Origin of the sequence: Pseudomonas spartinae (assembly GCF_965197125.1) — a bacterium.
Lineage (GTDB): Bacteria > Pseudomonadota > Gammaproteobacteria > Pseudomonadales > Pseudomonadaceae > Aquipseudomonas > Aquipseudomonas composti_A.
On the sequence record NZ_CBDAMB010000001.1, the window covers coordinates 725,167 to 750,636 of the forward strand.

At 60.9% G+C, this 25,470-nt stretch carries 21 protein-coding genes; 6 read left to right on the forward strand and 15 right to left on the reverse strand.

The window, feature by feature from the left end; all coding sequences use genetic code 11:
- The 4 genes from ACN8M7_RS03330 to ACN8M7_RS03345 are packed head-to-tail and all read left to right on the forward strand — an operon-like array spanning position 1 to position 3,084.
- On the forward strand, positions 1 to 1,182 hold the full coding sequence (locus tag ACN8M7_RS03330; protein ID WP_490259831.1) for an ABC transporter permease: 1,182 nt from the start codon (positions 1 to 3) through the stop codon (positions 1,180 to 1,182).
- The gene (locus tag ACN8M7_RS03335) at positions 1,164 to 1,430 is read left to right on the forward strand and encodes an acyl carrier protein (protein WP_061238417.1); all 267 of its coding nucleotides are present in this window, start codon (positions 1,164 to 1,166) and stop codon (positions 1,428 to 1,430) included. The genes ACN8M7_RS03330 and ACN8M7_RS03335 overlap by 19 nt, the downstream gene beginning before the upstream one ends.
- Positions 1,427 to 2,536 carry a beta-ketoacyl synthase N-terminal-like domain-containing protein gene (locus tag ACN8M7_RS03340; protein ID WP_490259765.1) on the forward strand — a complete coding sequence of 370 codons (1,110 nt, stop codon included), beginning with the start codon at positions 1,427 to 1,429 and terminating at the stop codon, positions 2,534 to 2,536. Before ACN8M7_RS03335 ends, ACN8M7_RS03340 begins: the two co-directional genes overlap by 4 nt.
- Positions 2,533 to 3,084 carry a hypothetical protein gene (locus ACN8M7_RS03345; RefSeq protein WP_490259766.1) on the forward strand — a complete coding sequence of 184 codons (552 nt, stop codon included), beginning with the start codon at positions 2,533 to 2,535 and terminating at the stop codon, positions 3,082 to 3,084. The genes ACN8M7_RS03340 and ACN8M7_RS03345 overlap by 4 nt, the downstream gene beginning before the upstream one ends.
- Before the next feature lie 174 nt (positions 3,085 to 3,258).
- On the opposite strand, the gene darH is transcribed toward ACN8M7_RS03345, so the two are convergent.
- The 4 genes from darH to ACN8M7_RS03365 are packed head-to-tail and all read right to left on the reverse strand — an operon-like array spanning position 3,259 to position 6,698.
- Positions 3,259 to 4,260, reverse strand: coding sequence for a BtrH-related acyltransferase DarH (darH, locus tag ACN8M7_RS03350; protein ID WP_490259767.1), 1,002 nt, complete (start codon positions 4,258 to 4,260; stop codon positions 3,259 to 3,261).
- The gene (locus tag ACN8M7_RS03355) at positions 4,257 to 4,664 is read right to left on the reverse strand and encodes a DarG family dialkylresorcinol biosynthesis protein (protein ID WP_061238421.1); all 408 of its coding nucleotides are present in this window, start codon (positions 4,662 to 4,664) and stop codon (positions 4,257 to 4,259) included. Before ACN8M7_RS03355 ends, darH begins: the two co-directional genes overlap by 4 nt.
- The gene (locus ACN8M7_RS03360) at positions 4,654 to 5,811 is read right to left on the reverse strand and encodes a beta-ketoacyl-ACP synthase III (RefSeq protein ID WP_490259768.1); all 1,158 of its coding nucleotides are present in this window, start codon (positions 5,809 to 5,811) and stop codon (positions 4,654 to 4,656) included. The genes ACN8M7_RS03355 and ACN8M7_RS03360 overlap by 11 nt, the downstream gene beginning before the upstream one ends.
- Before the next feature lie 20 nt (positions 5,812 to 5,831).
- A complete protein-coding gene (locus tag ACN8M7_RS03365) occupies positions 5,832 to 6,698 on the reverse strand; it encodes a dialkylresorcinol condensing enzyme (RefSeq protein ID WP_490259769.1) in 867 nt (288 codons plus the stop codon).
- A gap of 134 nt (positions 6,699 to 6,832) precedes the next feature.
- Between ACN8M7_RS03365 and ACN8M7_RS03370 the strand changes: the two genes are divergently transcribed.
- A complete protein-coding gene (locus ACN8M7_RS03370) occupies positions 6,833 to 7,264 on the forward strand; it encodes a DUF2141 domain-containing protein (protein ID WP_490259770.1) in 432 nt (143 codons plus the stop codon).
- A gap of 36 nt (positions 7,265 to 7,300) precedes the next feature.
- Here the strand turns inward: ACN8M7_RS03370 and hemE are convergent, their stop codons facing one another.
- From hemE to ACN8M7_RS03425, 11 genes are all read right to left on the reverse strand, one after another.
- Positions 7,301 to 8,368, reverse strand: a complete 1,068-nt coding sequence (hemE, locus tag ACN8M7_RS03375; RefSeq protein WP_490259771.1) for a uroporphyrinogen decarboxylase — start codon at positions 8,366 to 8,368, stop codon at positions 7,301 to 7,303.
- A gap of 119 nt (positions 8,369 to 8,487) precedes the next feature.
- Positions 8,488 to 9,906 (reverse strand): FAD-dependent oxidoreductase, encoded by a 1,419-nt coding sequence (locus tag ACN8M7_RS03380; protein ID WP_061238426.1) that lies wholly within the window; start codon positions 9,904 to 9,906, stop codon positions 8,488 to 8,490.
- Between the two features lie 34 nt (positions 9,907 to 9,940).
- Positions 9,941 to 14,389 carry a glutamate synthase large subunit gene (gene gltB, locus ACN8M7_RS03385; RefSeq protein ID WP_490259772.1) on the reverse strand — a complete coding sequence of 1,483 codons (4,449 nt, stop codon included), beginning with the start codon at positions 14,387 to 14,389 and terminating at the stop codon, positions 9,941 to 9,943.
- A 237-nt stretch (positions 14,390 to 14,626) separates the two neighbouring features.
- Positions 14,627 to 16,204 (reverse strand): AAA family ATPase, encoded by a 1,578-nt coding sequence (locus ACN8M7_RS03390; protein WP_490259773.1) that lies wholly within the window; start codon positions 16,202 to 16,204, stop codon positions 14,627 to 14,629.
- Between the two features lie 10 nt (positions 16,205 to 16,214).
- Positions 16,215 to 17,318 carry a 3-dehydroquinate synthase gene (aroB, locus tag ACN8M7_RS03395; protein ID WP_061238429.1) on the reverse strand — a complete coding sequence of 368 codons (1,104 nt, stop codon included), beginning with the start codon at positions 17,316 to 17,318 and terminating at the stop codon, positions 16,215 to 16,217.
- Positions 17,319 to 17,369: 51 nt separating this feature from the next.
- The gene (gene aroK / locus ACN8M7_RS03400) at positions 17,370 to 17,888 is read right to left on the reverse strand and encodes a shikimate kinase AroK (RefSeq protein ID WP_082768026.1); all 519 of its coding nucleotides are present in this window, start codon (positions 17,886 to 17,888) and stop codon (positions 17,370 to 17,372) included.
- A gap of 5 nt (positions 17,889 to 17,893) precedes the next feature.
- Positions 17,894 to 19,978: a type IV pilus secretin PilQ gene (locus tag ACN8M7_RS03405; RefSeq protein ID WP_061238431.1), complete on the reverse strand. Its 2,085-nt coding sequence runs from the start codon at positions 19,976 to 19,978 to the stop codon at positions 17,894 to 17,896.
- Between the two features lie 54 nt (positions 19,979 to 20,032).
- A complete protein-coding gene (locus ACN8M7_RS03410) occupies positions 20,033 to 20,560 on the reverse strand; it encodes a pilus assembly protein PilP (RefSeq protein ID WP_082768027.1) in 528 nt (175 codons plus the stop codon).
- Positions 20,557 to 21,180, reverse strand: coding sequence for a type 4a pilus biogenesis protein PilO (gene pilO, locus ACN8M7_RS03415; RefSeq protein ID WP_061238433.1), 624 nt, complete (start codon positions 21,178 to 21,180; stop codon positions 20,557 to 20,559). Before pilO ends, ACN8M7_RS03410 begins: the two co-directional genes overlap by 4 nt.
- Positions 21,177 to 21,752 carry a PilN domain-containing protein gene (locus ACN8M7_RS03420; protein WP_061238434.1) on the reverse strand — a complete coding sequence of 192 codons (576 nt, stop codon included), beginning with the start codon at positions 21,750 to 21,752 and terminating at the stop codon, positions 21,177 to 21,179. The genes pilO and ACN8M7_RS03420 overlap by 4 nt, the downstream gene beginning before the upstream one ends.
- Positions 21,752 to 22,816, reverse strand: coding sequence for a pilus assembly protein PilM (locus tag ACN8M7_RS03425; RefSeq protein WP_490259774.1), 1,065 nt, complete (start codon positions 22,814 to 22,816; stop codon positions 21,752 to 21,754). The genes ACN8M7_RS03420 and ACN8M7_RS03425 overlap by 1 nt, the downstream gene beginning before the upstream one ends.
- Positions 22,817 to 23,000: 184 nt before the next feature.
- Between ACN8M7_RS03425 and ACN8M7_RS03430 the strand changes: the two genes are divergently transcribed.
- Entirely contained in the window at positions 23,001 to 25,409 is a 2,409-nt protein-coding gene (locus ACN8M7_RS03430) for a penicillin-binding protein 1A (protein ID WP_490259832.1), read from the forward strand.
- Positions 25,410 to 25,470 lie beyond the last annotated feature (61 nt).

Here is a 25,470-nt window from a genome sequence, read left to right on the forward strand (position 1 = left end):
ATGCTGGCGCTGATCCGCAAGGAATGCCTGCTGCTGCTGCGCGACCCGCATGCACTGGCCGTGCTGTTCATCATGCCGATCCTGTTTCTGGTGCTGATGGCGGCCGCCTTGTCCAACTACCTGCGTGATCAGCCACCGCCCCTGGACCTGGTGGTCGAGGTCCCGCAACCGAGCGATGCCAGCGCGTTCTTCCAGCACGCGCTGCAGGCACAGTTGCCAGGCAGCCACCTGCTCGCCAGCAGCGACGAGCCCCTGCCCCGCATCAGCCTGGCCACGAATTTCTCCGACACCCTGCTGGAGACGCCTCACGTCGGCCCGACGCTGAGCTTTGCACCGCGTACCGATGGCCAGTCTCGCCAACGCCTGCGCGCGGCGCTGAACATCGCCCTGGCGCAGACCCGCCTGCTGGCCTACCTGCAAGACAGCGACGCGCTGGACCCGAGCATGAGCACCGAGCAGCGCTGGCAACTGATCAGCCAGCGCACCCAAAGCCAGGTCAGCGAACGGCAACTGCTGGCCAGCGGGGAGCTCAGCGGCAAGGCCAACGCCAGCCAGTTGAGCGTGCCGGCCTGGCTGATCTTTGGCATGTTCTTCGTCGCCCTGCCGATGGCTGGCGGTTTTCAGCGCGAGCAACAGAGCGGCGCCCTGCTGCGCTTCCGCGCGCTGGGGCTGAGCCCTACCACCCTGGTGCTGAGCAAGCTGCTGCCCTATCTGGTCATCAATCTGCTGCAGTTTGCCCTGTTGTTGGCCATCGGCGTGCACGTGCTGCCGCTGCTCGGCCTCAGCGGCCTGAGCCTGCCCGGCGCGCCACTGGGCTATGCCCTGCTGGCCCTGAGTCTGAGCCTGGCCGCCTGCAGCCTGGGGCTGCTGCTGGCGGCACTGGCGCGTAGCGGCGAACAGGCGTTGCTGCTCGGCGGCGGCCTCAATATCATCCTCGCCGCAATCGGCGGCATCATGGTGCCCAAGAGCGTGATGCCCGAGGCCATGAGCCAACTGGCAGAAGTCTCGCCGATGAGCTGGGCGCTGGACGCCTTCCTGACCCTGCTGGTGGGCCAGGGAAATCTGGCCGACATCGCCCCCGACTGCGCCCGCCTTCTGCTGTTTGCCCTGGTACTGGGCGCTGGCGGGCTTTTCCTGTTTCGCAAACGAGTGCAGCAAACGCAATGGACGACACACTACTAGAACAAGAACTCAAGCAATTGCTGATCCGTGAGTGCGACAAGGAAGACGACATCGACTGGCAGAGCATCGACAACGACGAACCACTGTTCGGCCAGCACAGCCGTATCGCCATGGATAGCCTCGATGCCCTGCAAGTGTCCCTGGCCCTGCAGCAGCAATATGGCGTACGCATCGAAGGGGCCAAGGATGGCCGGCGCATCCTCAATAGCATCGCCAGCATCGCCGCCTTTATCAGGCAGAAACCGTGACGCCGATCTACCTGCAACGCGGCGCCCTGCACAGTGCGCTGGGTGCCGACCTGCGCAGCGCCGGCAACGTATTGCGCCAAGGGACACATGCGACTCCTGCATCTTTCCTGCTGCACGAACTGCAGCAACCGCGTGCCTACCTGGGCATCGGCCACAACGACGAAAGCCTCGACCAACGTTTCGATCGTCTGATCGGCGAGACCCTGGCCGAGCCGCCACAGGACCTGAGTGATTGCCTGCTGATCGTTGCCAGCACCAGTCTCGACATCAATGACCTGGAAGCGCAGGTGGCACGCGAAGGCGGCTTTCGTGCGGAGCATTCGACCACACTCGACCTGCTGGCCCGCACGCTGCAGCAACGCTGGGGCTTCGCTGACGCCTTCACCCTCAACACCGCTTGCACCAGCGCCGCCAACGGCCTGCTGTATGGCGCACGAATGCTCGCCGCCAGCCTGTATGAACGCGTGTTGGTCTTGGCCTTCGAAACGCCCAGTGCTATCGCCCAGCAAGGCTTCGGCGCACTCGCCCTGACCAGCCCGAGCGGCGTTTATCGTCCCTTTCACCCGGAGCGCGACGGCCTGATTCTTGGCGAAGCCTATGCCGCCACCCTGCTCGCACGCGAGCCCGGCACCGCCCCACTGGCAAGGCTGCTCGGCGGCTTCAGCGCCTGCGACACCAGCAACCTGACCACCACCCGCGAAGACGGCAGCCATATCGACTGGGTCATGCGCGAAGCCTTGCGCAGTGCCGGTGCCACTGCCGAGCAGATCGCCCTGGTGAAACTGCACGGCACCGCCACCGGCGCCAACGACCGCGCCGAGAGCAATGGCGTGCGCTTGCTGTTCGGCGCTGCCTTGCCTCATCTGTGCGTGCTCAAGCCTTGGCTCGGTCATACCCTGGGCGCCTGCGGCCTGAGCGAAACCCTGCTGCTGCTGGAGAACCTCGACCATCTGCCTGGCCTGGACTATGCCGACGAGGCCCTGCTGCCCCTGAATGGCGCACCACTGGCCATCGAGCCAGGCAGCCTGCTACTGGCCAACTTCTTCGGCTTCGGCGGCAACAATGCCAGCCTGGTGCTGCAGGGCTGCGCGGGAGAAACCCCATGAAACCGGTCATCGCGGCCTGCAACGTACGCGGTCAGGCGAGCTGCTCCGACAAGGCGCTGAAAGCCGCGCTGGGCCAGTGGCTGGCCACACCGCCGCGGCGTATCGACCGGCTGATTCTGCAGGCCCTGCTGTGCACCGCGCCACTCAAGGCCAAGGTGCGCCGCGACTGCGGCCTGTACCTGGCCTCCCGCCATCCGGCGCGTGCCACCATGGGCTCGCTGCTCGACAGCGTGTGCGTGCACCAGCTGCAGCCCAAGCCCTTCGAATTCGTCAACAGCGTCAGCAACGCCGCCGGCTTCCACGTCGCCGCGCAACTGGGGCTGGAAGGGCCAAACCTTTTCATCGGCGCCGGGCCGAACGTCTGGAAGCAACTCCAGGCGCTGGCCGCACTGGATCTCGGTGATGGCCTGGTCGATCAGGCGCTGCTGGTGGTGATCGACGAGAACAGCGACTTTCAGGCGCAGGCGGTGCTGATCGAAGCACCCACCAAAGCAGAGGATTTCGCCGAGCTGACGGCAGCAACCGACGTCCTGCATCTGCAGCTCTGATCGGGTTTGTTGGTGATCCTGGTGGGCCAGCGCCCACCCGCCTTGAGTTGCAGGGTGGACGACGCTTACCCCGGTCATCGCCTCACACTGCCATGGTCAAAGGCAAGGCCGGCCGGGCGACGCTCCGCTTCAGCCCAGCACAGACAGCCTCTCACCAAGCAAGGAGCACCAACCTCATCCCTTGCGCTTGGCCCAGGCGCCCAGCTCCTTCATCAGCGCCCGCTCCTGCCCGGCGATACCCCGCAGCATCTCGGCGATCGGTCTGAAGTCAGGGGCTTCACCCTTGCTGCGACTGGCCCGCACGCAGGCCGAGGCGAACTGGCGCCAATCATCGCCCACGGCCGTGAGCCGCGCCGAAGCCGCCTGCAGGTTGGCATCACCGATCTTCTCGCCGGCCTCCTGCAAAAAGCTGGCGTACATGAAGCGGAAGCCCGCACCGCCGGTGCCGATCTCTTCCTGCATGCGCACGATATGAGTGAGGTACAGGCGGTTGTACTTGGCCTGCCCCGGGTCGAGCGCCTCGACGCATTTGGCCAGGTGCTGGATGCCACGAATGCCGATCCACGGCAGCGGCATGCCGTCGAGAATGCGCGAGGTGGACAGCACGCTCTGACGGATCAGCCGCTCCCAGTCCTGCTCCGGCGACACATCGTCGAGGTAGTACATCAGGCCCTTGGCCGCCAGCGCCCCCTTGGCGAAGCGCGCCTTCTGCAGATCGGCGCTGGCGCAGCGCACCGGTTCCTCGAACACCGGGTCGCTGAGCAGGTACTCGTCACCCTCACGGCCATAGACCAGCAGGTTGTGCGCGTTGAAGTGAAAGCGCATCTCCGGCGGGAAGTACGGCAACCAGAACACCGAACTCTGCAAGCCAGCCAGGCGGCCGCTGTCGAGCGCCGCATCCAGCGCGAAGCGGCCCTGTTCGGGATTGGCGAAGGTACGGCTGGTCAGGCGCACGCCCAGACGCTTGCTCAGCGTCTTGATCAGGTGACGCGGCGGCATGCGATAGGCGATCAAGGGCATGCCACCGATCTTGACGATGGGCAGGTAGGCGAAGGCCAGGCCGGATGCCAGGCCGAAGGCCATCGGCTCGCTCATCGGCAAACCGGCATGGGTGAGCAGGCTGGCCATGACGCCACTTTCGCAGTGGGCGCTCTGGCGGTGCTGGAACGCGGTCATGGCAACTCTCTCTGGTAGCGACGCAACTCGTCGACGGTCAGGCCGAAGGCGTCGGCGTAGCGCGCCAGCACCGAGGTGCTCAGGCGGCGATAGATGTGCGGGCGAAAGTGCCGGCGCAGGCGCCATTGCCACAGACCGGTGATCTGCGCCAGCGCCGGCTCGTCCATGCGGTAGCGGTACATCAGGCACTTGAGCGGCGATAGCTCGCCGCGCTGCCAGAGCGCCAGGGCCTCGGCCTCCTGCGCCTCCAGCTCGGCGACGGCCAGTTGCGTGGCGTAGGACTCGGGATCCCAGCCTACGCTCTGTGCGCCCTGGTAATGGCCGCTGTCGTCGACCGCATAAAGCAGCTTGCTGTGCCCGCCATAGGCGGAACCGGGGTCCTGGGGAACGTCGTCAAGCTTCATCGCCAACCACCGTCAAGTGCATGAACGCACTGGAGAAACGCCCGCTTTCAGGCACGTAGCAGAGCAACCGCTGGCCGCTGCGCAGGCGCCCGCCATTGAACAGCTCCTCGAGGATGATGAAGATCGACGCCGCACCGGTATTGCCCTTGCTGGTGAGGTTGGTGAACCAGCGCTCCATCGGGATCGGCAGGTCGACGTTGGCCAGGCCCAAGGCGAGCGGCTCGCGGAAGAACTCCGAAGAGTAGTGCGGCAGGAACCAGTCGATGTCCGCCACGCACAGCTCGCGCCGCGCCATGATGCGCTTGAGCGCCTCCTCCACGGTGTACTTGACGATATTCTCGTTGAGCAGCTTGACGTTCTGCTTGATCGCCATCACCGATTGCTTCGCGCGCTCGTCGGCGTCGTAACGGCTCCAACCGCGCAAGGTGTCATCCTGCATGTCGGCACCGGCATACATGCACGGCGGCATCTGGTCGGCGAACGAGAGAATGTCCAGCCAGTCGATGCGCAGGCTCAGGCCGCTTGCGTTGGGGCGATCCTGCAGCAGCACGGCGCCGGCACCGTCGGACAGCATCCAGCGCAGGAAGTCCTTCTCGAAGGCGATCTCGGGGTGACTCTCGAGCTCATCGACGCGGCTTTCGTACTCGGCGTTGAAGTTGCGCGCCTGCATCAGCGTCGAGGCGACTTCGGAGCCACAGGCCACGGCATGGCGGCTCTCGCCACTGGCCACGCTCATCCAGGCGTACTTCAGCGCCGTCATCCCGCACAGGCAGATGCCAGCAGTGGTCGCCACTTCGCAGGAGGGGTTACCCAGTTCGCCGTGCACCATTACCGCGTGCCCCGGCATGACCTGATCCGGCGACGAGGTGCTGGCCACCAGGCAGTCGAGCTGATTCAGCTCGAACCCATTGCCCTGCAAACCACGAATGGCCTCGGCACTGAGCTGGGCGTTGCTCATGCTCGGCTCGCCCGTGTGCGGGTCGATCACGTAGTGGCGCTGCTGGATGCCATTACGGCGCAGCACCAGCCTGCGCGCACGCGACGGCTTGCCACCGACCATGCCCAGGCGCGCTTCCATCTGCTCGTTGTCCACAGGCTCATGCGGCAGGCAGGTGCTGATGCGGTTGATGAATACAGGGGTTACCACGGTCTTACCTCAGGGTCACTTCACTCGCCGGACGGGCCGGCAAAGTAGGCCTTCTCTTTCTGGATACGCGCCTTGAACAGCGGTGCCAGCAACTTCTTCAAAACAGCCGTGATCGGCACCACAGTCAGGATCAGGCAGATCAGAAACACGATGTACAGCACCAGGCCGGCGCCGCGTCGGCGGCTCTGCTGCGGGCCAAGCGCCGACAACAGACGGCTCCACAGGGTGAAACTGCGATTGCCAACCTTCTCGCTGGCGATCAGCTTCTCATCCACCTTGACCGCGCCGAGGCCTGCGAGCATCGGCAGCTCGATGGGCAGTCGATCCGCGCGCAGGCGGCGTGCCATAGCGTCGCCGAAGCGACTGGCCGCCGCCAATTCCCGCTCGTCGATACCTGCACGCGGCACCCAGCTATAGGGCTTCTGCCGACCCGTGAACATCCACAGCGGCGTGGCCAGGAAGCTCGCGGCGGTACCACAGGCGTCGGTCAGCACCACGTTGTCGACCAGCCGGGCACCCAGCGCCTGCAGGCGCGCCTTGACCTTCTCCTGCGCCATCAGCCACATGTTGCGGCAACCGATCAGCGTGACCACCGGCGTGCCCTTCAGCAGACGAGCGGCCTCGGGCGAAGCGAGAAAGCTGGTACAGGGCAATGAGGGCGAGAGAAACCAGACCTGATAGGCCAGGATCACCAGGTCATAGCGCTTGTCGGCATCGACGGCCAGCGGCAGCAACGGCTGCGGCTTCATCAGCACGGTTTCCGGGAAGATGCGAAAGAAACCGAGAAACGGCCAGGGAAAGGGAAATGGCTCGGCCGGTTGCAGCGCCAGGAAATCCACCTGGATGTCGTCGCACTCGCGCAGCGGCGCACAGACCGATTGCGCCAAGCGGTCTAATTGGCCAGTCTGAGAAAAATGGACGACTAAAACATGACGCATTCGTGGCGCATTCCCTGCAAAATGGCCGAATTATGCCACAGAGACTTCTTCAAACCGTAACTCGCCTGTGCCAAGTTTGCCTATTGGTTCCGCTGCTCGCCTGCCAATCGCTCCAGGCAGGCGACCTGCTGATCGAGGTGCAAGGCACATCGGATCAGGCAAACCTGTATCTGGCACTGGTACCGGCCGACCAACAGGACTGGCAACCCAGCCAGTACGAACTGCAGGGAACGCAAACGCCGCTGCGCATCGCCGCCCTGCCGCCCGGTCGTTACGCCGTACAGGTATTCCAGGACAGCAACGGCAATGGCCAGCTGGATCTCAGCCCGCGCGGCATTCCGCTGGAGCCGGTGGGCTTCTCCGGCAACCCGTCGCTGTTCGGCGGTAAACCCAAACCCAGCGACAGTCTGTTCGAACATGGCACGACGGACGGCGTGATTAACGTGCGCCTGATCCCGCCACGCAAGAAGCAGGAGCGCCTGGCGCCCGCGCCACCGCGTAACGGGGACCGCTAGCAGCCAGGCTTGGCCTGGTCGCCAGCAGGCTACGACTTACTGGTGATACTGCGCAGACAACTCGTGCACCGCCTCGAAGAAGGCGCCAGCATGCGCCGGGTCGACCTCCGGGGTGATGCCATGGCCAAGGTTGAACACATGGCCGCTGCCGGCACCGTAAGCCGCCAGGATGCGCGCCACTTCGGCGCGAATCGCCGCCGGCTTGGCGTAGAGCACCGCCGGATCCATGTTGCCCTGCAGGGCGACCTTGTCACCGACACGAGCGCGAGCGCTGCCGATGTCGCACGTCCAGTCCAGACCAAGCGCTTCGGCGCCGGTTTCAGCCAGCGATTCGAGCCACAGACCGCCGCCCTTGGTGAACAGAATCACCGGCACACGGCGACCGTCGTGATCGCGGATCAGGCCGTCGACGATCTTCTTCATGTAAGCCAGGGAGAACTCCTGATAGGCGGCTGCCGACAGCGCGCCGCCCCAGGAGTCGAAGATCTGCACCGCCTGCGCGCCAGCCAGGATTTGCCCGTTCAGATAGGCCGTGACCGACTGCGCCAGCTTGTCGAGCAGCGCATGCAGGGCCTGCGGATTGTCATAGAGCATGGCCTTGGTCTTGCGGAAATCCTTCGACGAACCGCCTTCGACCATGTAGGTAGCCAGCGTCCACGGGCTGCCGGAGAAGCCGATCAACGGCACGCGGCCATTGAGCTCACGACGAATGGTGCGCACCGCATCCATCACGTAACCCAGATCCTTCTCGGCATCCGTCACGGACAACGCCTCGACGTCGGCCAGGTTGCTGATCACCTTCTTGAAGCGCGGCCCCTCACCCGTCTCGAAATACAGGCCCTGGCCCATGGCGTCGGGAATGGTGAGGATGTCGGAGAACAGAATCGCTGCATCCAGTTGCGGGTAGCGATCCAGTGGCTGGATGGTGACCTCGCAGGCCAGCTCCGGGTTCTTCATCAGGCTCACGAAGTCGCCGGCCTTGGCCCGGGTCGCGCGGTACTCCGGCAGATAGCGACCGGCCTGGCGCATCATCCAGACGGGCGTGACATCCACGGGTTGCTTGAGCAGGGCACGAAGGAAACGGTCGTTCTTCAGGGCGGTCATGGCGGCATCCGGCGAAAAAAGTGCGGGCATTTTCGCAGAGCGCAAAACAAAAGGCACGGCGAGTGCCGTGCCTTTTGTCCATCGCGACGATTTGTCTCGTCTTTACTTGCGCTGCGTCATCAGACGCCCAGGTAGTCGAGGATGCCTTCGGCGGCGTTCCTACCCTCGAAGATCGCCGTCACCACCAGGTCGGAACCACGCACCATGTCGCCACCGGCGAAGATCTTCGGATTGCTGGTCTGGTGCTTGAACTGCGACTGCTCGGGCGCCACGACGCGGCCCTGGCTATCGGTCTGAATCTCGAACTGCTCGAACCAGGGTGCCGGGCTCGGGCGGAAACCGAAGGCGATCAGCACGGCCTCGGCCGGGATGACTTCCTCGGAACCGGGGATCGGCTCAGGACTGCGGCGGCCACGGGCATCCGGCTCGCCGAGACGGGTCTCGACCACCTTGATGCCTTCCACCTTGCCGTCGCCAACGATGGCGATGGGCTGGCGGTTGAAGAGGAACTTCACGCCCTCTTCCTTGGCGTTCTTCACTTCCTTGCGCGAGCCCGGCATGTTCTCTTCGTCACGACGGTAGGCGCAGGTCACGGCCTTGGCGCCCTGGCGAATCGAGGTGCGGTTGCAGTCCATCGCGGTGTCGCCACCGCCGAGTACCACGACGCGCTTGCCCTTCATGTCGATGAAGTCTTCCGGCGACTTCTCGAAACCGAGGTTGCGATTGACGTTGGCGATAAGGAAGTCCAGCGCGTCATAGACGCCTGGCAGATCCTCGCCCGGGAAACCACCCTTCATGTAGGTGTAGGTGCCCATGCCCATGAACACGGCATCGTACTCATCCAGCAGTTGCTGCATGGTCACGTCCTTGCCGACTTCGGTGTTCAGGCGGAACTCGATGCCCATGCCGGTGAAGACTTCACGGCGGCGGCTGAGCACGGTCTTTTCCAGCTTGAACTCGGGAATGCCGAAGGTCAGCAGACCACCGATTTCCGGGTTCTTGTCGAACACCACCGGGGTCACGCCGTTGCGCACCAGCACGTCGGCGCAGCCCAGACCGGCCGGGCCGGCACCGATCACCGCGACACGCTTGCCGGTCGGCTTGACCTTGGACATGTCCGGGCGCCAGCCCATGGCGAAAGCGGTGTCGGTGATGTACTTCTCCACCGAACCGATGGTCACCGCGCCGAAGCCGTCATTGAGGGTGCAGGCACCTTCGCAGAGGCGGTCCTGCGGGCACACGCGGCCGCAGACTTCCGGCAGGGTGTTGGTCTGGTGCGAGAGCTCGGCGGCGGCCAGGATGTTGCCTTCCGACACCAGCTTGAGCCAGTTCGGAATGAAGTTGTGCACCGGGCACTTCCACTCGCAATACGGGTTGCCGCAGCCCAGGCAGCGATGCGCCTGGTCTGCAGCTTGCGCCGGCTTGAAGTTGTCGTAGATCTCGACGAACTCCTTCTTGCGCTGACGCAGCAGTTTCTTCTTCGGGTCTTTGCGCCCGACTTCGATGAACTGGAAGTCGTTATTCAGACGTTCAGTCATTGCATTACCTCATCAAACCACTTCAGGCGCATTCTTATTGCGGGTTGGCACGGGTGCTGGACAGCAGCGACTTCAGACTGGCCGCTTTCGGTTTCACCAGCCAGAACTTGCGCAGGTAATCGTCCAGGTTTTCCAGCAGGTTCTGGCCCCACTCACTGCCGGTCTCTTCGACGTACTCGGCGAGCACGCTTTCGAGGTGGCTGCGGTAGGCCTCCATCGCTTCATTGTTGATGCGTTGGATTTCCACCAGCTCGTGGTTGACGCGGTCGTAGAAGCCGTTGTCCATGTCGAGCACGTAGGCGAAACCGCCGGTCATGCCCGAGCCGAAGTTGTAGCCGGTCTTGCCCAGTACGCAGACGAAACCGCCGGTCATGTACTCGCAGCAGTGGTCGCCAGTGCCTTCCACCACGGCATGGGCGCCGGAGTTACGCACGGCGAAACGCTCACCCGCGGTGCCGGTGGCGAACAGCTTGCCGCCGGTTGCACCGTACAGACAGGTGTTGCCGATGATGGCGCTGTCCTCGGTGGCGAACGGGCTGCCAGCGGGCGGGGTGATGACGATCTTGCCTGCCGTCATGCCCTTGCCGACGTAATCGTTGGCGTCGCCTTCCAGGCGCAGGTGCAGACCACCGGCGTTCCACACGCCGAAGCTCTGCCCGGCAGTGCCCTTGAAGCGGAAGGTGATCGGCGCGCCGTTCATGCCCTGGTTGCCATGCACGCGGGCGATCTCACCGGAAATCCGCGCACCGATGGAGCGGTCGCAGTTACCGATGTTCAGCTCGAACTCACCGCCAGTCTTGCCGGCGATGGCGTCCTTGGCCAGTTCGACCATCTTCTCGGCCAGCAGGCCTTCGTCGAACGGCGGGTTCTTCGGCACCTGGCAGAACTGCGGCTTGTCAGCCGGGATATGCGCACTGGCCAGCAGCGGCGACAGATCCAGGTTGCCTTGCTTGGCAGTTTCGCCCGGCAGCATTTCGAGCAGGTCGGTACGCCCGATCAGCTCTTCCAGGCTGCGTACGCCCAGTTTGGCCAGCCACTCGCGGGTTTCCTCGGCGACGTAGGTGAAGAAGTTCATCACCATTTCGACGGTGCCGATGAAGTGATCCTTGCGCAGCTTGTCGTTCTGCGTGGCCACGCCGGTGGCGCAGTTGTTCAGGTGGCAGATGCGCAGGTATTTGCAGCCCAGAGCGACCATCGGCGCGGTACCGAAACCGAAGCTCTCAGCGCCCAAGATCGCGGCCTTGATCACGTCCAGGCCGGTTTTCAGACCGCCGTCGGTCTGCACCCGCACCTTGCCGCGCAGGTCGTTACCGCGCAGGGTCTGGTGGGTTTCGGCCAGGCCCAGCTCCCACGGCGCGCCGGCATAACGGATGGAGGTCAGCGGCGATGCCCCAGTACCACCGTCGTAACCGGAGATGGTAATCAGGTCGGCGTAGGCCTTGGCCACACCCGCGGCGATGGTGCCGACACCGGCTTCCGCTACCAGCTTGACCGACACCAGCGCCTTCGGGTTGACCTGCTTGAGGTCATAGATCAGCTGCGCCAGGTCTTCGATCGAGTAGATGTCGTGGTGCGGCGGCGGCGAGATCAGGGTCACGCCCGGTACCGCATAGCGCAGCTTGGCGATCAGACCGTTGACCTTGCCGCCCGGCAGCTGGCCGCCCTCACCAGGCTTGGCGCCCTGGGCCACCTTGATCTGCAGCACTTCGGCATTGACCAGGTATTCCGGGGTCACGCCAAAGCGGCCAGTGGCCACCTGCTTGATCTTCGAGCTCTTGATGGTGCCGTAGCGGGCCGGATCTTCGCCGCCCTCACCGGAGTTGGAACGGCCACCCAGGCGGTTCATCGCCTCGGCCAGGGCCTCGTGGGCCTCCGGCGACAGCGCGCCGAGGGAGATACCCGCGGCATCGAAGCGCTTGAAAATAGCCTGCAGCGGCTCGACTTCGTCCAGGGCGATCGGCGAAGCGGACTCCTTGACCTTGAGCAGGTCGCGGATCATCGACACCGGGCGGGTGTCGACCAGCGTCGAGTATTCCTTGTACTTCGCGTAGTTGCCCTGCTGCACGGCTTCCTGCAGCGTGCGCACCACGTCCGGGTTGTAGGCGTGGTATTCGCCGCCGTAAACGAACTTGAGCAGACCGCCCTGCTGGATCGGCTTGCGGTTGTTCCAGGCTTCGAAGGACAGCAGCTTCTGCTCGCTTTCGAGGTCGACGAAACGCGCGCCCTGAATACGGCTGGCCACGCCACGGAAGCACAGCTCAGTGACTTCATCGGCCAGGCCGACCGCTTCGAACAGCTGCGCACCGCGGTAGGACGCGACCGTGGAGATCCCCATCTTCGACAGGATCTTCAGCAGGCCCTTGGAGATGCCCTTGCGGTAGTACTTGAAGACTTCGTACAGATCGCCCAGCACTTCGCCGGTGCGGATCAGGTCGCCCAGCACTTCGTAGGCCAGGAACGGGTAGACCGCCGAGGCGCCGAAGCCCAGCAGCACGGCGTAGTGGTGCGGGTCACGCGCGGTGGCGGTTTCCACCAGGATGTTGCAGTCGCAGCGCAGGCCTTTCTCGGTCAGGCGATGATGCACAGCGCCAGTGACCAGCGCGGCATGCGCCGGCAACTTGCCCGGGGCGATGTGACGGTCGGTCAGCACCAGCAGCACCTTGCCGGCGCGCACGGCTTCCTCGGCCTGGTCGGCCATGTTGCGCACGGCGGCTTCCAGACCCAGCGACTCGTCGTAGTTCATGTCGATGACATGACGGTCGAAGCCGGGACGATCCAGGCTCATCAGCGCGCGCCACTTGGCCGGCGAGATCACCGGGCTGCTGAGGATCACGCGGGTAGCGTGCTCCGGCGACTCGCTGAAGATGTTGCGCTCGGCGCCCAGGCAGATTTCCAGGGACATGACGATCGCTTCGCGCAGCGGGTCGATCGGCGGGTTGGTGACCTGCGCGAACTGCTGGCGGAAGTAGTCGTACGGCGAACGCACACGCTGGCTGAGCACCGCCATCGGCGTGTCGTCACCCATGGAGCCGACCGCTTCCTGGCCCTGCTCACCGAGCGGGCGCAGCACCTGGTCACGCTCCTCGAAGGTGACCTGGAACATCTTCATGTACTGCTTGAGCTGATCCGGGTCGTAGAAGGCCGAACCATGGTCACGGTCTTCCAGCGTCGCCTTGATCCGCTGGGCATGCTTGCGCAGCCACAGTTTGTAAGGGTGGCGCGACTTCAGGCGGCTGTCGATGGACTCGGTGTCCAGCACCTGACCGGTTTCGGTGTCGACAGCGAGGATTTGCCCCGGGCCGACACGGCCCTTGGCGATCACGTCCTCGGGCTGGTAGTCCCACACGCCGATTTCCGACGCCAGGGTGATGTAGCCGTTCTTGGTGGTGACCCAGCGCGCCGGGCGCAGGCCGTTACGGTCGAGCAGGCACACGGCATGGCGACCATCGGTCAGCACCACACCGGCCGGGCCGTCCCAGGGTTCCATGTGCATGGAGTTGTATTCGTAGAACGCGCGCAGGTCGGCGTCCATGGTCTCGACATTCTGCCAGGCCGGCGGAATGATCATGCGCAGACCGCGGAACAGGTCGATGCCACCAGTGACCATCAGCTCGAGCATGTTGTCCATGCTCGAGGAGTCGGAGCCGACGCGGTTGACCAGCGGGCCCAACTCGTCGAGATCGGGGATCAGCTCGTTGGCGAACTTGGTGCGACGGGCCTGCGCCCAGTTGCGGTTGCCGGTGATGGTGTTGATCTCACCGTTGTGCGCGAGGAAGCGGAACGGCTGCGCCAGTGGCCACTTCGGCAGGGTGTTGGTGGAGAAGCGCTGGTGGAAAACCGCGATGGCAGTCTGCAGGCGCTCGTCACCCAGGTCCGGGTAGAACTGCTGCAGGTCCGCCGGCATCATCAGGCCTTTGTAGATGATGGTCTTGTGCGAGAAGCTGCAGATGTAGTGATCGCTGTCGCCGGCATTGGCCACCGACGAACGGCGACGGGCACTGAACAGCTTGATTGCGAATTCCTGGTCGCTCAGGCCTTCGCCGCCGATGAACACCTGCTCGATCTGCGGCAGGCGCTCCAAGGCCAGTTGGCCGAGCACGCTGGTATCGATCGGCACCTTGCGCCAGCCCACCAATTGCAGGCCGGCCGCGAGGATTTCGCGGTTCATGTTCTCGCGCGCGGCTTCGGCCTTGGCCGAATCCTGGTTGAGGAACACCATGCCCACGGCGTATTGCCCAGGCAGTGCGACACCAAATTGCTCCTGGGCGATTGCACGCAGGAATTGATCAGGCTTCTGGATCAGCAGGCCGCAGCCATCACCGGTTTTGCCGTCGGCGTTGATACCGCCACGGTGGGTCATGCAGGTGAGGGCTTCAATAGCGGTATTGAGCAGGTGATGACTAGGTTCACCTTGCATGTGGGCGATCAAGCCGAAGCCGCAGTTATCCTTGAACTCATCAGGACGGTACAAACCTGCTTTCATAGGGGAACTCTCACCAGGCTGCCTAGACCTCAGGCAAATTACTTTCTAATTCAATTACTTAAACCCGAAAAGCGGGCACGGGCCAGCTTTGCGTGGGCAAAAGGGAGGTCATTGTACATATCCCCCCATGTCGCCACAAATCTTCGTGACGAGGGGGTGAAAATTAATGTCGCAAAATCGAAGGATAAGACCGCGAGGTCGTGCTAACGACCAGGCGGTCATCTTGCGACAGAGCGCTTAGCGGCTCATTTCCTGCTGGATGCTGCCCAGCGTCCGAGGCCAGGGCTTGCCCGCCTGAAGCTTGGCCGGCAGGGTTTTGACCGCTGCCTGAGCGGCGTCGCGACTGGAGAAACTACCATAGGTCAGCACGTACAGCGGCTGTCCTTGATGGATCTTCTTGAAGTAGCGGTATTCGCTACCCCCCTCACGCACCAGCGCCTGGATATTGGCCTCGGAGCGCGAGCCGACCACCTGCAGGGCGTAGCGGGACGCAGGTTGTTGCGCGTACCAGCCTCCCGAAGCGGCACTAGGCGTCGCAGCTTGAGCGGGCGCGGGCTTGGGGGCAGGTTTCGGTGCAGGGGTCGGAGCTGGAGCCGCAGGCTTGGGCGCAGCAGGCTCAGGCTGCTTGGCCGGCGCCGGTGCCGGTGCCGGTGCCGGTGCCGGTGCCGGTGCCGGTGCCGCAGCGACTGGAGCCGAGGGCGGAGTCACTGTCGAGGGCTCAGTCGATGCCGGCGGCTCGAAGTCGTCCAACTCCTCACCTGCAGCCTCGGCCAAAGGCTGGCGAATCACGGCTTGCGACTCACCCACCAGCGGTAGTGGCAGCGGCTGACTGGCCCCCGCGAATTCGATGGCGGGAGCAGGCCCCTCGGCGGCCGGCGTTTGCGCCGGCTCTTCAGCTTCCACGACAGGCGCAGAGGACTGCAGAGGCAGCGAGGTATTGCTGGCCACCGGCGCCGACGAAGAGGACTCACGGCCCTGCATGAACCAGGCCGCGGCAACGCCCACCAACACGACAGCCAGTGCCAGCACATGCTTCTTCGGCAGCGAGAAACCGCCACCCGGCGCGCGCCCAGAGGAGCGCTGCGCAAGCATCTGCTCGACCAGCAACTCGCGGGCTTCCTGATTGATCGCCCCCGGCCACCCCTGAGAACGGGCATGAATGTCTTCGATCTGCTCCTCGCTCAGCACATCGATATCCTGACCAGCACCCTCGAGACGCTGCGCCAGGTAGTCGCGCGTCTCGTCCTCGCCATAAGGCTGCAGTTCGATGGCGTGATAGCACTCTTCACCGCCCGCCAAAGCCTCCAGTCGAGCCAGCAATTCCTGCTCGGCGAACAGAAAGACGTGAGGCCGTCCCTCATCGCCCCCGGCAGCGAGCACCAACAGATTCTTCAGCGCCACGTCGTCCAGCTGATCAGCATCATCGACCAGCAGATAGACCTCCTGCCCCGTCAGTGCCAACTGCCCAACTTGCGCCAGAATCGAGCGCACATCAGCCTGCGCAACGGACAAGCCCTGCGCCACCTGGCGCAACAGCGCCTCGCTACTGGTGACACCCTGCGCAATCACTACGCTCTGCACCGCCTGCTTGTTGGTACTGGCGACAAGCGCCTGCCGCAACAGCGTTTTACCACTGCCCTGCGGCCCAACCACCGCCAGCAAAAGCTGGCTGTATCGCGCCAGGTGGTGCAACTGCCCCAGCACCGGCTTGCGCTGGGCAGGAAAGAACTTGAAGCCGGGCACGCGCGGCGCAAAGGGGTCGTGACTGAATTGGTAATGCGCCAGGAAAGCTTCGTCAGCATGCAAACTGGTCATGAATCACTCTTCAAGAGTTGGACGACTGAGCCAGCGCGACGTAATCGCTACGCAGCGTGGCGTCGAGAATTTCACGCGGATAATCAGCGGTCACTACCGCTTCACCCAGGCGTTTGAGCAACACGAGGCGCAACTGCCCATCGAGGACCTTCTTGTCGACCGCCATATGTTCCAGGAACTGCTCTGGCGTCATGTCCTGCGGAGGCACGACAGGCAGGCCGGCAGCCTGCAGCAGGCGCACACCACGATCGCGCTCTTGTGCCGACAACCAGCCCAGACGATAAGACATTTCCAGCGCCATCACCGTTCCGGCGGCGACAGCCTCGCCGTGCAACCAGACACCATAACCCTGCTCGGTCTCGATGGCGTGACCGAAGGTGTGCCCCAGATTCAACGTCGCACGCACGCCGGACTCACGCTCATCCGCACCGACCACCTGGGCTTTGGCCGCACACGAACGCTCGATGGCGTAGGTCAGCGCAGCACCATCCAGAGCACGCAGGGCGGACATATTGCCCTCGAGCCAGTCGAGGAAAGGCTCGTCGCAGATCAAACCGTACTTGATGACCTCGGCCAAGCCGGCGGAAAGCTCACGCGGCGGCAAGGTATGCAGGCTAGCCGTATCGATCAGCACTGCCTTGGGTTGATAGAAGGCGCCCACCATGTTCTTGCCCAGCGGATGATTGATCCCGGTCTTGCCGCCGACCGAAGAATCGACCTGCGACAACAGCGTGGTCGGCACCTGAATGAAATCCACGCCGCGCTGGTAGCAAGCGGCAGCGAAACCCGCCATATCACCGATCACGCCACCGCCAAGGGCAACAACAGTGGTGCGCCGATCATGGCGTGCCGTCAGCAGTCCATCAAAGATCAGTTGCAGGGTTTCCCAATTCTTGAAAGCTTCGCCATCGGGCAAAACGACCGACGCGACCTTGAAACCCTCGAGGGAGCGCATCAGCGATTCGAGATAAAGAGGCGCCACGGTCTCATTGGTAACCACCGCCACCTGCCGCCCAGCGATATGACGCGTGAGCAGCTCGGAGCGCGCCAACAGGCCATCGCCGATGTAGATGGGATAACTACGCTCGCCGAGTTCAACGTGAAGAGTCTGCATGAGGCCCCCAGAGTAAAAAGGCCACTAGGATAGCGCAGTTCGCTCCGCGCTTTAACGGGGCGACAAGGCTTCCAGACGCGAGAGAATTTCCTGAACGACCATACGCGGCGGACGCTCATCAGTCTCTATAATGATGTCAGCGACCTCTCGATACAGAGGATCGCGCATGGCCATCAGATCCCTGAGCACCTGAGCGGGATTGGCCGTACGCAACAAAGGACGATTTCGATCACGCGATGTGCGGTCGATCTGCTGCTCGACCGACGTATGCAGGTAAACCACACGCCCACCGGCATGCAACGCCTGCCGGTTCTCTGGACGCATGACCGCCCCACCACCAGTAGCCAGGACAAGGCCATCCTGCATCGAAAGCTCGGCGATCACCGCCTGCTCCCGCTCACGAAAGCCCTGCTCCCCCTCGACATCGAAGATCCAGGGAATGTCGGCACCGGTACGCTGCTCGATCTCCTTATCAGAGTCCTTGAAAGGCACACGCAGCTCTTTGGCAAGCAAACGCCCGATGGTGCTCTTTCCAGCACCCATCGGGCCAACGAGGATTACATTCCGCACTTAGGTCATCGATTCACGGCAATGGCTTGATTGTTCATGATACGCGGGGTAAGGAAAATCAACAGCTCTTCCTTGCTATCTTGAACAAGATCACGCCGGAACAAACGCCCCAGGTAAGGCAGATCGCCAAGGAATGGAACCTTATCGACGGACTTGGTCTGCGTGTTAGAGAAAACACCACCAATGACGATGGTTTCACCATCAGACACCAGTACCTTGGCATTGACCTCATTCTTTGCTATTGCAGGGACCCCATTAGTTTGAGCAGCCTGTGAAAAGTCCGGCGCATCCTTTGTAACTTTAACCTCAATAAGGATGCGATTATCAGGCGTGATCTGCGGCGTAACCTCCAGGGAAAGCGCCGCCTCTTTGAACGAAGTACTAGTCGCCCCACTCGAACTAGCTTCCTGATAAGGAACTTCAGAACCCTTCAGTATCTTGGCGGTCTCTTTGTCAGAGGTAACAACTTTCGGCTGAGAAACCACCTCACCATTACCACTAGCCTCCATTGCAGAAAGCTGAAGATCCAAGATAGTGTTATCAGTGATAAACCCTATACCAAAACCAGAACTGGCACTGGTCGCACCAAGATCTACAAAATTGCCGAGGGAAGGGGTTGGATTCTGCACCCCAGGGTTTTGACCATATCCTGGGGCACCAGGCCTATTACCGCCCTGACCACCGATTACAAAATTATTATCACCAACCCTTGCTCCACGCCAGTTCACACCTATCTGTTTTTCGTAATCGACGTTCGCCTCAACAATACGCGCCTCAATCATAACTTGGCGAACCGGGATATCGAGCTGAGCGACAATCCGACGCAACTCATCCAGGCGGTCCTGTGTCTGATAAGCAATAATGCTATTAGTGCGATCATCAACAGTTATCGAACCCCGATCCTCAGCGGCGCCATCAACAGTCGTAACCGACTGAAACAGTTTCGCCATATCAGCAGCCTTTGCATAGTTAACTTGAATTAATTCACGACGCAGAGGAGCCAACTCTGAAATCTGACGACGCGACTCTAGCTCCTGCCTCTCACGTGCTGCGATCTCATCGGCAGGGGCAACCAAAAGAACATTGCCGACCTTTCTTTGGTCCAGCCCCTTGGTTTTAAGCACCAAATCCAAGGCTTGATCCCAAGGAACATTTTGCAATCGCAGAGTAATATTACCGCGCACAGTATCACTGGCAACCAAATTTAAATCAGTAAAGTCTGCAATTAGCTGCAAAACGGAACGAACGTCAATATCCTGAAAATTTAACGACAGCTTCTCGCCTGAATATGCAAACTGATCGACTTTTCTCTGTTCCTGATCCGCAGCAGTGAGCGGCTTAACACTAACAGTAAGTTTATTATCTGCTTGATAAACCAGATAATCATACATACCGGTAGGCTCAATTAAGATGCTAGCTTTGTCAGAAGAAGCACTAGCATTTACGAACTGTACTGGCGTAGCAAAATCCTTTACATCCAAGCGAACCCTTAAAGATTCAGGCAACTGAGTCCTTGCAAAATCCAAACGAATTTTACCACCCTGATCCTGAATATCAGGACTTACAGAGGAATCCGCGAGCTCGATTACTACATTACCCTCGCCTTGCTCCCCCCTTTGAAAGTCGAGATCACGAATCGCCCTACCCACAACAGCCGGCGCCTTCGCAGGCGCAGCCGCCGAGCGCGACGTAGAACCACTCCGCCCTGCAGATACATCGCCTACCAATATAAACAGCTCATTACCCTCAACACGGGTACTGTATGGAGCCAGAGAGGTAAGATTTACTATAAGACGCGTACGATCCTTGGCCTCGACAACAGTTACACTTCTGGCATTACCCATGCCAAGCTCGCGACTCTTGCTACCCAGCTGATTAACAACACCCGGAAGATCAAGCGCAATACGAGCCGGCTGCTCAATCGTATAGCCCCTAGGAGCCACAACTGGTTCATCAAACCGCAATTTTAGCTCAACGCGATCACCCGGCAACGAGGCCACATCCAAATGCTGCAAATTGGCTGCCAGCAATACCGGCGAAATAAACAGCATTGACAACGCATAACCAAATTGCGAGAAGGAGATATTCATTAGGTGCTTCCGTTGTGCAGACTGGTATTTTTTTTTCATATAACCCTCGCCTTTCTAAGAGCGCTCTTTGAGCACCAGGCTTCGCGGCCGTTCCAACCAACCACCATCACCATCAGGAACGATTTCAACAACCTCGATAGCGGCAGTATCTACGGCTACTATTCGACCATGGTTTCTTCCAAGATAGTCACCCACCTTAACTCGATGCACTCCGCCCGCACCGCTGACTAGCGCATATGTACCCGCACCATTAGAGAGCGTACCAACCATTTCAAAGCTTTCTATATTAAAGCCTTCAAGAAACTCTCGAACACGCTGTTCATCAGGCTTGATTTCTTTAGAACCTTTTGGCCGGCTAACAGTCTCTACTTTAATAGGAGGCTGAAACGGACTACGAAGGGAGGATGCATTGTAGGAAAATGCCTCATAGGGCTGAAACTTCGGTAATGGCTCGATGGAACCTTTAGGCCTAGCCTTAACCTCCGCCATAAAGGCCTGCAAGTCAGAGAAATTACCCTCACCACCACACCCCTGCAGCAGTACGAGAAAAAAAGAAAGCAACAAAAACCTGTCAGCCCTCACTTGTCCACCCCCTTATCGTTATAACGATAAGTCTTCGCCAAAACGGTCATGCGCAAAACAGATGAACCGTCCTGAGCAACTGGTTTTATTTCAAAGTCATGCAAGGTAACGATGCGCGGAAGGCTGGCTACGCCACTTACAAATGTAGCGAGATCATGATAGGTCCCCTCAACAGCAATCTGTATCGGCAACTCTATATAGAATTGCTGAGCAACCTCAGGAAGCAGCTTAATCTCTTCAAACTCCAAGCCACTCCCCAAACCAGTGCGAGTAATATCCTCCAGCAGCCCTGGCACCTCAGTATCGCTTGGCAACTGCCTAAGTAGAGCGCCAAATGACACTTCCATCTCAGCCATCTGCTCTTTATAGGCCTCTAAATTTGCTGCCTGGAAAGCCTTGGTTGAGAACTGCTGCTTAAGAGCCTCCTCTTGACCTCTTGATACATCCAAAGCACTTCGCAAATCACTAAGGTAGAAATAGTATCCACCACCGACAACCAACAAAAAAAACAGCAGAAAAACTATTCCTTTCGCCGCAGCAGGCCAGCTGCCGATATTGTTCACATCCAGATCATTTAGATCGACTTTACGCAGGCTATCGATAGATTCAGCGAGGCTCATTTTTTATCACCCTCAACTACTTCTACTTGAGGCTGAGTCTGCTGCACACTCAGCTGAAAGACATTAGCCTGATCCAGCGCTCCCGCCGTAGTTGCTTTGACCTGACTCAAATTCGGCAGCTCCAGCCAATCAGACGAATCCAAATTACGCATAAGATTAGAAACACGATTGTTGGACTCGGCTGCCCCGAGAATGGCTATATTCTTACCAGTCATTTTGATACTAGTGAAATACACTCCATCAGGAAGAGTTCTCGCCAACTGATCAAATATTCGACCAATTATCGGTCGGTTACCCTGCAGATCCTGGATAATCTTCATTCGCTCTAAAAGCTGCTGGCGACGCGTTTTCAGTTCACTGATTTCTTTTATCCGCGAATCCAGCACAGCAATTTCCGACCGGATAAAATTATTACGGGCATCCTGCTGCTCAATAGCTCCATTGAGCAGCTGCCCGCCAAGGAATACAACGCCAGCGCCCAGAACCAGAACACCGACCAAAGTGACCAAAAACCGCTGCTTGCGCTCCTCGCGCAGCTGTTCACGCCAGGGAAGTAGGTTAATCCGCGCCATCAGTCGAAACTCCTCATCGCCAGACCACAGGCAATCATCAGTGCCGGCGCATCACTGGCCAGCGCACCGGCGTTGACCTTGCTGCTAAGCGCCATATCGGCAAAGGGATTGGCCACTAACGTCTGCGTACCGATCTTCTGCTGGATCAGCCGATCGAGATCAGGGATGGACGCGGTGCCACCGGCCAGAAGGATGTAGTCGACATCGTTGAACTGGCCTGCGGCGAAGAAGAACTGCAGCGATCGCGAGACCTGCTGAACGACAGCCTCCTTGAACGGTTGCAAAACCTCACTGTCGTAGTCATCTGGAAGACCACCCTGCTTCTTGGCAAGCCCAGCCTCCTCGACGGAGAGACCATAGCGACGCTGAATCTCCTCGGTTAGCTGCCTGCCACCGAAGAGCTGCTCACGGGTGTAGATGGTGCGGCCGTTGTGCAGAACGCTGAGTGTGGTCATGGTCGCGCCGATATCCACGACCGCAACCGTGAGCTCCTCATGGCCTGCACCCAGTTGCGCTTCCAGCAGCCCGTAGGCGCGCTCGAGGGCGTAGGCTTCGACATCGACCACCTTTGCAGTCAGACCGGCGAGCGCCAGAGCCGCTTCGCGGACCTCCACGTTTTCCTTGCGGCAGGCGGCCAGCAGCACTTCTACCCGATCAGGGTTACGCGGAGCCGGGCCTTGCACCTCGAAGTCGATGGCGACTTCTTCCAGAGGATAAGGAATGTACTGGTCGGCCTCGATCTTCAGCTGGTTTTCCAGATCATCATCGGACAACCCAGCTTCCATCTCGATGGTCTTGGTGATCACGGCCGAACCGGCAACCGCAACGGCAGCTGTCTTGACGCCGCTCTTGGCCTTGGCCAATACGCGAGAAAGCGCCTGACCGACCCCTTCCAGCTCGGCGATGTTCTTTTCGACCACTGCGTTTGGCGGGAGCGGCTCGACTGCGTAAGCCTCTACCTTGTAGCGGCTTCCCGAGCGACTCAGTTCGAGGAGCTTGACCGAAGTCGAGCTGATATCGATCCCCAGCAGCGTATTCGCTTTCTTAGTGAAGAGCCCTAGCACGACCGTTTTCCTATTGGCATCCGCGACTTACGGACTATTTATGTTTTTCCACATTAAATATCAGTCTTGACAGAAGCGCAAATGGCTCCCCGGGAAAAAAAACGCTTATAATGTGATCAGCTTTTCCCTTTTCGCCTCAGCTCCTGCTTAACTCATTCTTTTACTTGGAATTCCGAACATTTTGATACGCCTGCTGAAGTTCATCTGGTGGTCCTGCGTTGCCGTTTTTTGTGGGCTGTTGCTCAGTTTCAGCGGCGCGTTTCTTTATCTTAGCCCGACCCTTCCGTCCGTCGAGTCACTGCGTCAGGTGCAGCTGCAGATTCCTCTGCGGGTCTACAGCAGCGACGCCAAGCTGATTGCCGAGTTCGGCGAGATGCGCCGCTCGCCCATTCGCTTCGATGAAATCCCCAAGGAATTCATCAGCGCCTTGCTGGCTGCCGAAGACGATAATTTCGCCAATCATTATGGCGTCGATGTGACCAGCCTGATGCGCGCTGCCACGCAATTATTGAAAAGCGGTCAGATTCAGAGCGGCGGCAGCACCATCACCATGCAGGTGGCGAAGAACTTCTTCCTCACCAACGAGCGAAGCTTCTCCCGCAAAGCCACCGAAATCCTCCTGGCCCTGCAGATCGAGCGCGAACTGAGCAAGGACGAGATCCTCGAGCTCTACGTCAACAAGATCTACCTTGGTCACCGAGCTTACGGCATCGAGGCGGCGGCACAGGTGTACTACGGCAAGTCCATTCGCGACCTCAACCTGGCGCAGATGGCAATGATCGCCGGCCTGCCGAAGGCCCCTTCGCGCTACAACCCGCTGGTCAACCCGACCCGAGCCAAGGAACGTCGCGACTGGATTCTCGGCCGCCTCTACCGCTTGGGCCGCATCGACCAGGCCAGCTACGAAGAAGCACTGGCCGAAGAGGTGGACGCCCGTTATCACGTTCCGACGCCGGAACTGAGTGCTCCTTATATAGCCGAGATGGCGCGCGCGGAAATGGTCGGCCGCTATGGCAGTGAGGCCTACACCGAAGGCTTCAATGTCACGACCACCGTTCCCAGCCAGCTGCAGGAAGTGGCCAATACCGCGCTGCGTGACGGACTGATCACCTACGATCAACGTCACGGCTACCGCGGCCCAGAAAGCCGCCTGCCAGGCATGACACGAGAAACCTGGCTCGCCGAACTGGGCAAGTTCCGCAGCATCGGCGGCCTGGAGCCCGCCGTAGTGACTCAGGTCGAGAAGAGCGGCATCCTGGTGATGACCCGCAATGGCGAAGAACAGGCCGTGGCGTGGGACAGCATGAAATGGGCGCGTCCCTTCCTCAATACCAACAGCCTCGGTCCACGCCCGCAGCAACCCGGCGACGTTGCCCAGGTCGGCGATATCGTGCGCGTGCAGCGCCAGGACGACGGCAGCCTGCGCTTCACCCAGGTTCCCGCAGCGCAGAGCGCGCTGGTCTCTCTCAACCCTTACAGCGGAGCCATCCAGGCGCTGGTGGGCGGTTTTTCCTTCGACCAAAGCAACTACAACCGCGCAGTACAGGCCAAACGCCAACCGGGCTCCAGCTTCAAACCCTTCATCTATAGTGCTGCACTGGATAGCGGTTACACCGCCGCCACCCTGGTCAACGACGCCCCGATCATCCTCTCCGACGACTATCTGTCACAGAAGTGGCGGCCGAAGAACGACAACAACACCTTCCTCGGCCCGATCCGTATGCGCGAAGCCCTGTACAAGTCGCGCAACCTGGTCTCGATTCGCCTGCTGCAGGATATGGGCGTCGACCGCAGCATTCGCTACATCGAACGCTTCGGGTTTGCCCCGCAGGACCTGCCACGCAATCTGTCGCTGGCGCTTGGCACTGCCAGCCTGACACCGATGGAAATCGCCGAGGGCTGGGCGACCTTCGCCAATGGCGGCTACAAGATCGAACCCTACTTGATCGAACGCATCGACGATCGCAACGGCAAGCCACTGTTCCGCGCCAACCCGGCACGTGTCCCCGGCAGTCAGCCGACCGAGGAAAATGCCAACCTGACCGTGAACGCGACGGACGACCTGCCACCGGAAGAGCCCAAAGTCGCTGAACAGATCATCGACGAGCGTACGGCCTACATCATGACCAGCATGCTGCAGGACGTGATCAAACGCGGCACCGGCCGCCGCGCCCTGGCCCTGGGACGTAGCGATCTGGCTGGCAAGACCGGCACCACCAACGAGTCCAAGGACAGCTGGTTCTCCGGCTATAACGCCGACTACGTGACCACCGTCTGGGCTGGCTTTGACCAGCCGGAAAGCCTTGGTCGCCACGAGTATGGCGGCACAGTCGCACTGCCGATCTGGATGAACTACATGGGGCCGATACTCAAGGATCGTCCGAGCCATCTACCCAAGGAACCCAAGGGCATTCTGACCCTGCGCGTCGACCCGGTCAGCGGTCGCGCTGCGGCGCCGGGCACCCCGGATGCCTACTTCGAGCTGTTCAAAAGCGAGGACTCGCCGCCACCGATGAGCGAGTTCGAACCCGGCATGGGCGCGCCTGGCAGCCCGCTGCCAGCCGACGAAATGGCGCCGATCGATCTGTTCTGATCGGCACCTTGCCGGCGCGCGCTGACGAGCAAACAGCAGACAACAAAAAACCCGCCTAGGC

Bases quoted from the DNA above. Each gene is read 5' to 3' on its own strand.
- ACN8M7_RS03330 (WP_490259831.1), top strand. From the start codon at position 1: ATGCTGGCGCTGATCCGCAAGGAATGCCTGCTGCTGCTGCGCGACCCG.
- ACN8M7_RS03335 (WP_061238417.1), top strand. From the start codon at position 1,164: ATGGACGACACACTACTAGAACAAGAACTCAAGCAATTGCTGATCCGT.
- ACN8M7_RS03345 (WP_490259766.1), top strand. From the start codon at position 2,533: ATGAAACCGGTCATCGCGGCCTGCAACGTACGCGGTCAGGCGAGCTGC.
- darH (WP_490259767.1), bottom strand. From the start codon at position 4,260: ATGACCGCGTTCCAGCACCGCCAGAGCGCCCACTGCGAAAGTGGCGTC.
- ACN8M7_RS03355 (WP_061238421.1), bottom strand. From the start codon at position 4,664: ATGAAGCTTGACGACGTTCCCCAGGACCCCGGTTCCGCCTATGGCGGG.
- hemE (WP_490259771.1), bottom strand. From the start codon at position 8,368: ATGACCGCCCTGAAGAACGACCGTTTCCTTCGTGCCCTGCTCAAGCAA.
- ACN8M7_RS03380 (WP_061238426.1), bottom strand. From the start codon at position 9,906: ATGACTGAACGTCTGAATAACGACTTCCAGTTCATCGAAGTCGGGCGC.
- gltB (WP_490259772.1), bottom strand. From the start codon at position 14,389: ATGAAAGCAGGTTTGTACCGTCCTGATGAGTTCAAGGATAACTGCGGC.
- ACN8M7_RS03390 (WP_490259773.1), bottom strand. From the start codon at position 16,204: ATGACCAGTTTGCATGCTGACGAAGCTTTCCTGGCGCATTACCAATTC.
- aroB (WP_061238429.1), bottom strand. From the start codon at position 17,318: ATGCAGACTCTTCACGTTGAACTCGGCGAGCGTAGTTATCCCATCTAC.
- ACN8M7_RS03405 (WP_061238431.1), bottom strand. From the start codon at position 19,978: ATGAATATCTCCTTCTCGCAATTTGGTTATGCGTTGTCAATGCTGTTT.
- pilO (WP_061238433.1), bottom strand. From the start codon at position 21,180: ATGAGCCTCGCTGAATCTATCGATAGCCTGCGTAAAGTCGATCTAAAT.
- ACN8M7_RS03420 (WP_061238434.1), bottom strand. From the start codon at position 21,752: ATGGCGCGGATTAACCTACTTCCCTGGCGTGAACAGCTGCGCGAGGAG.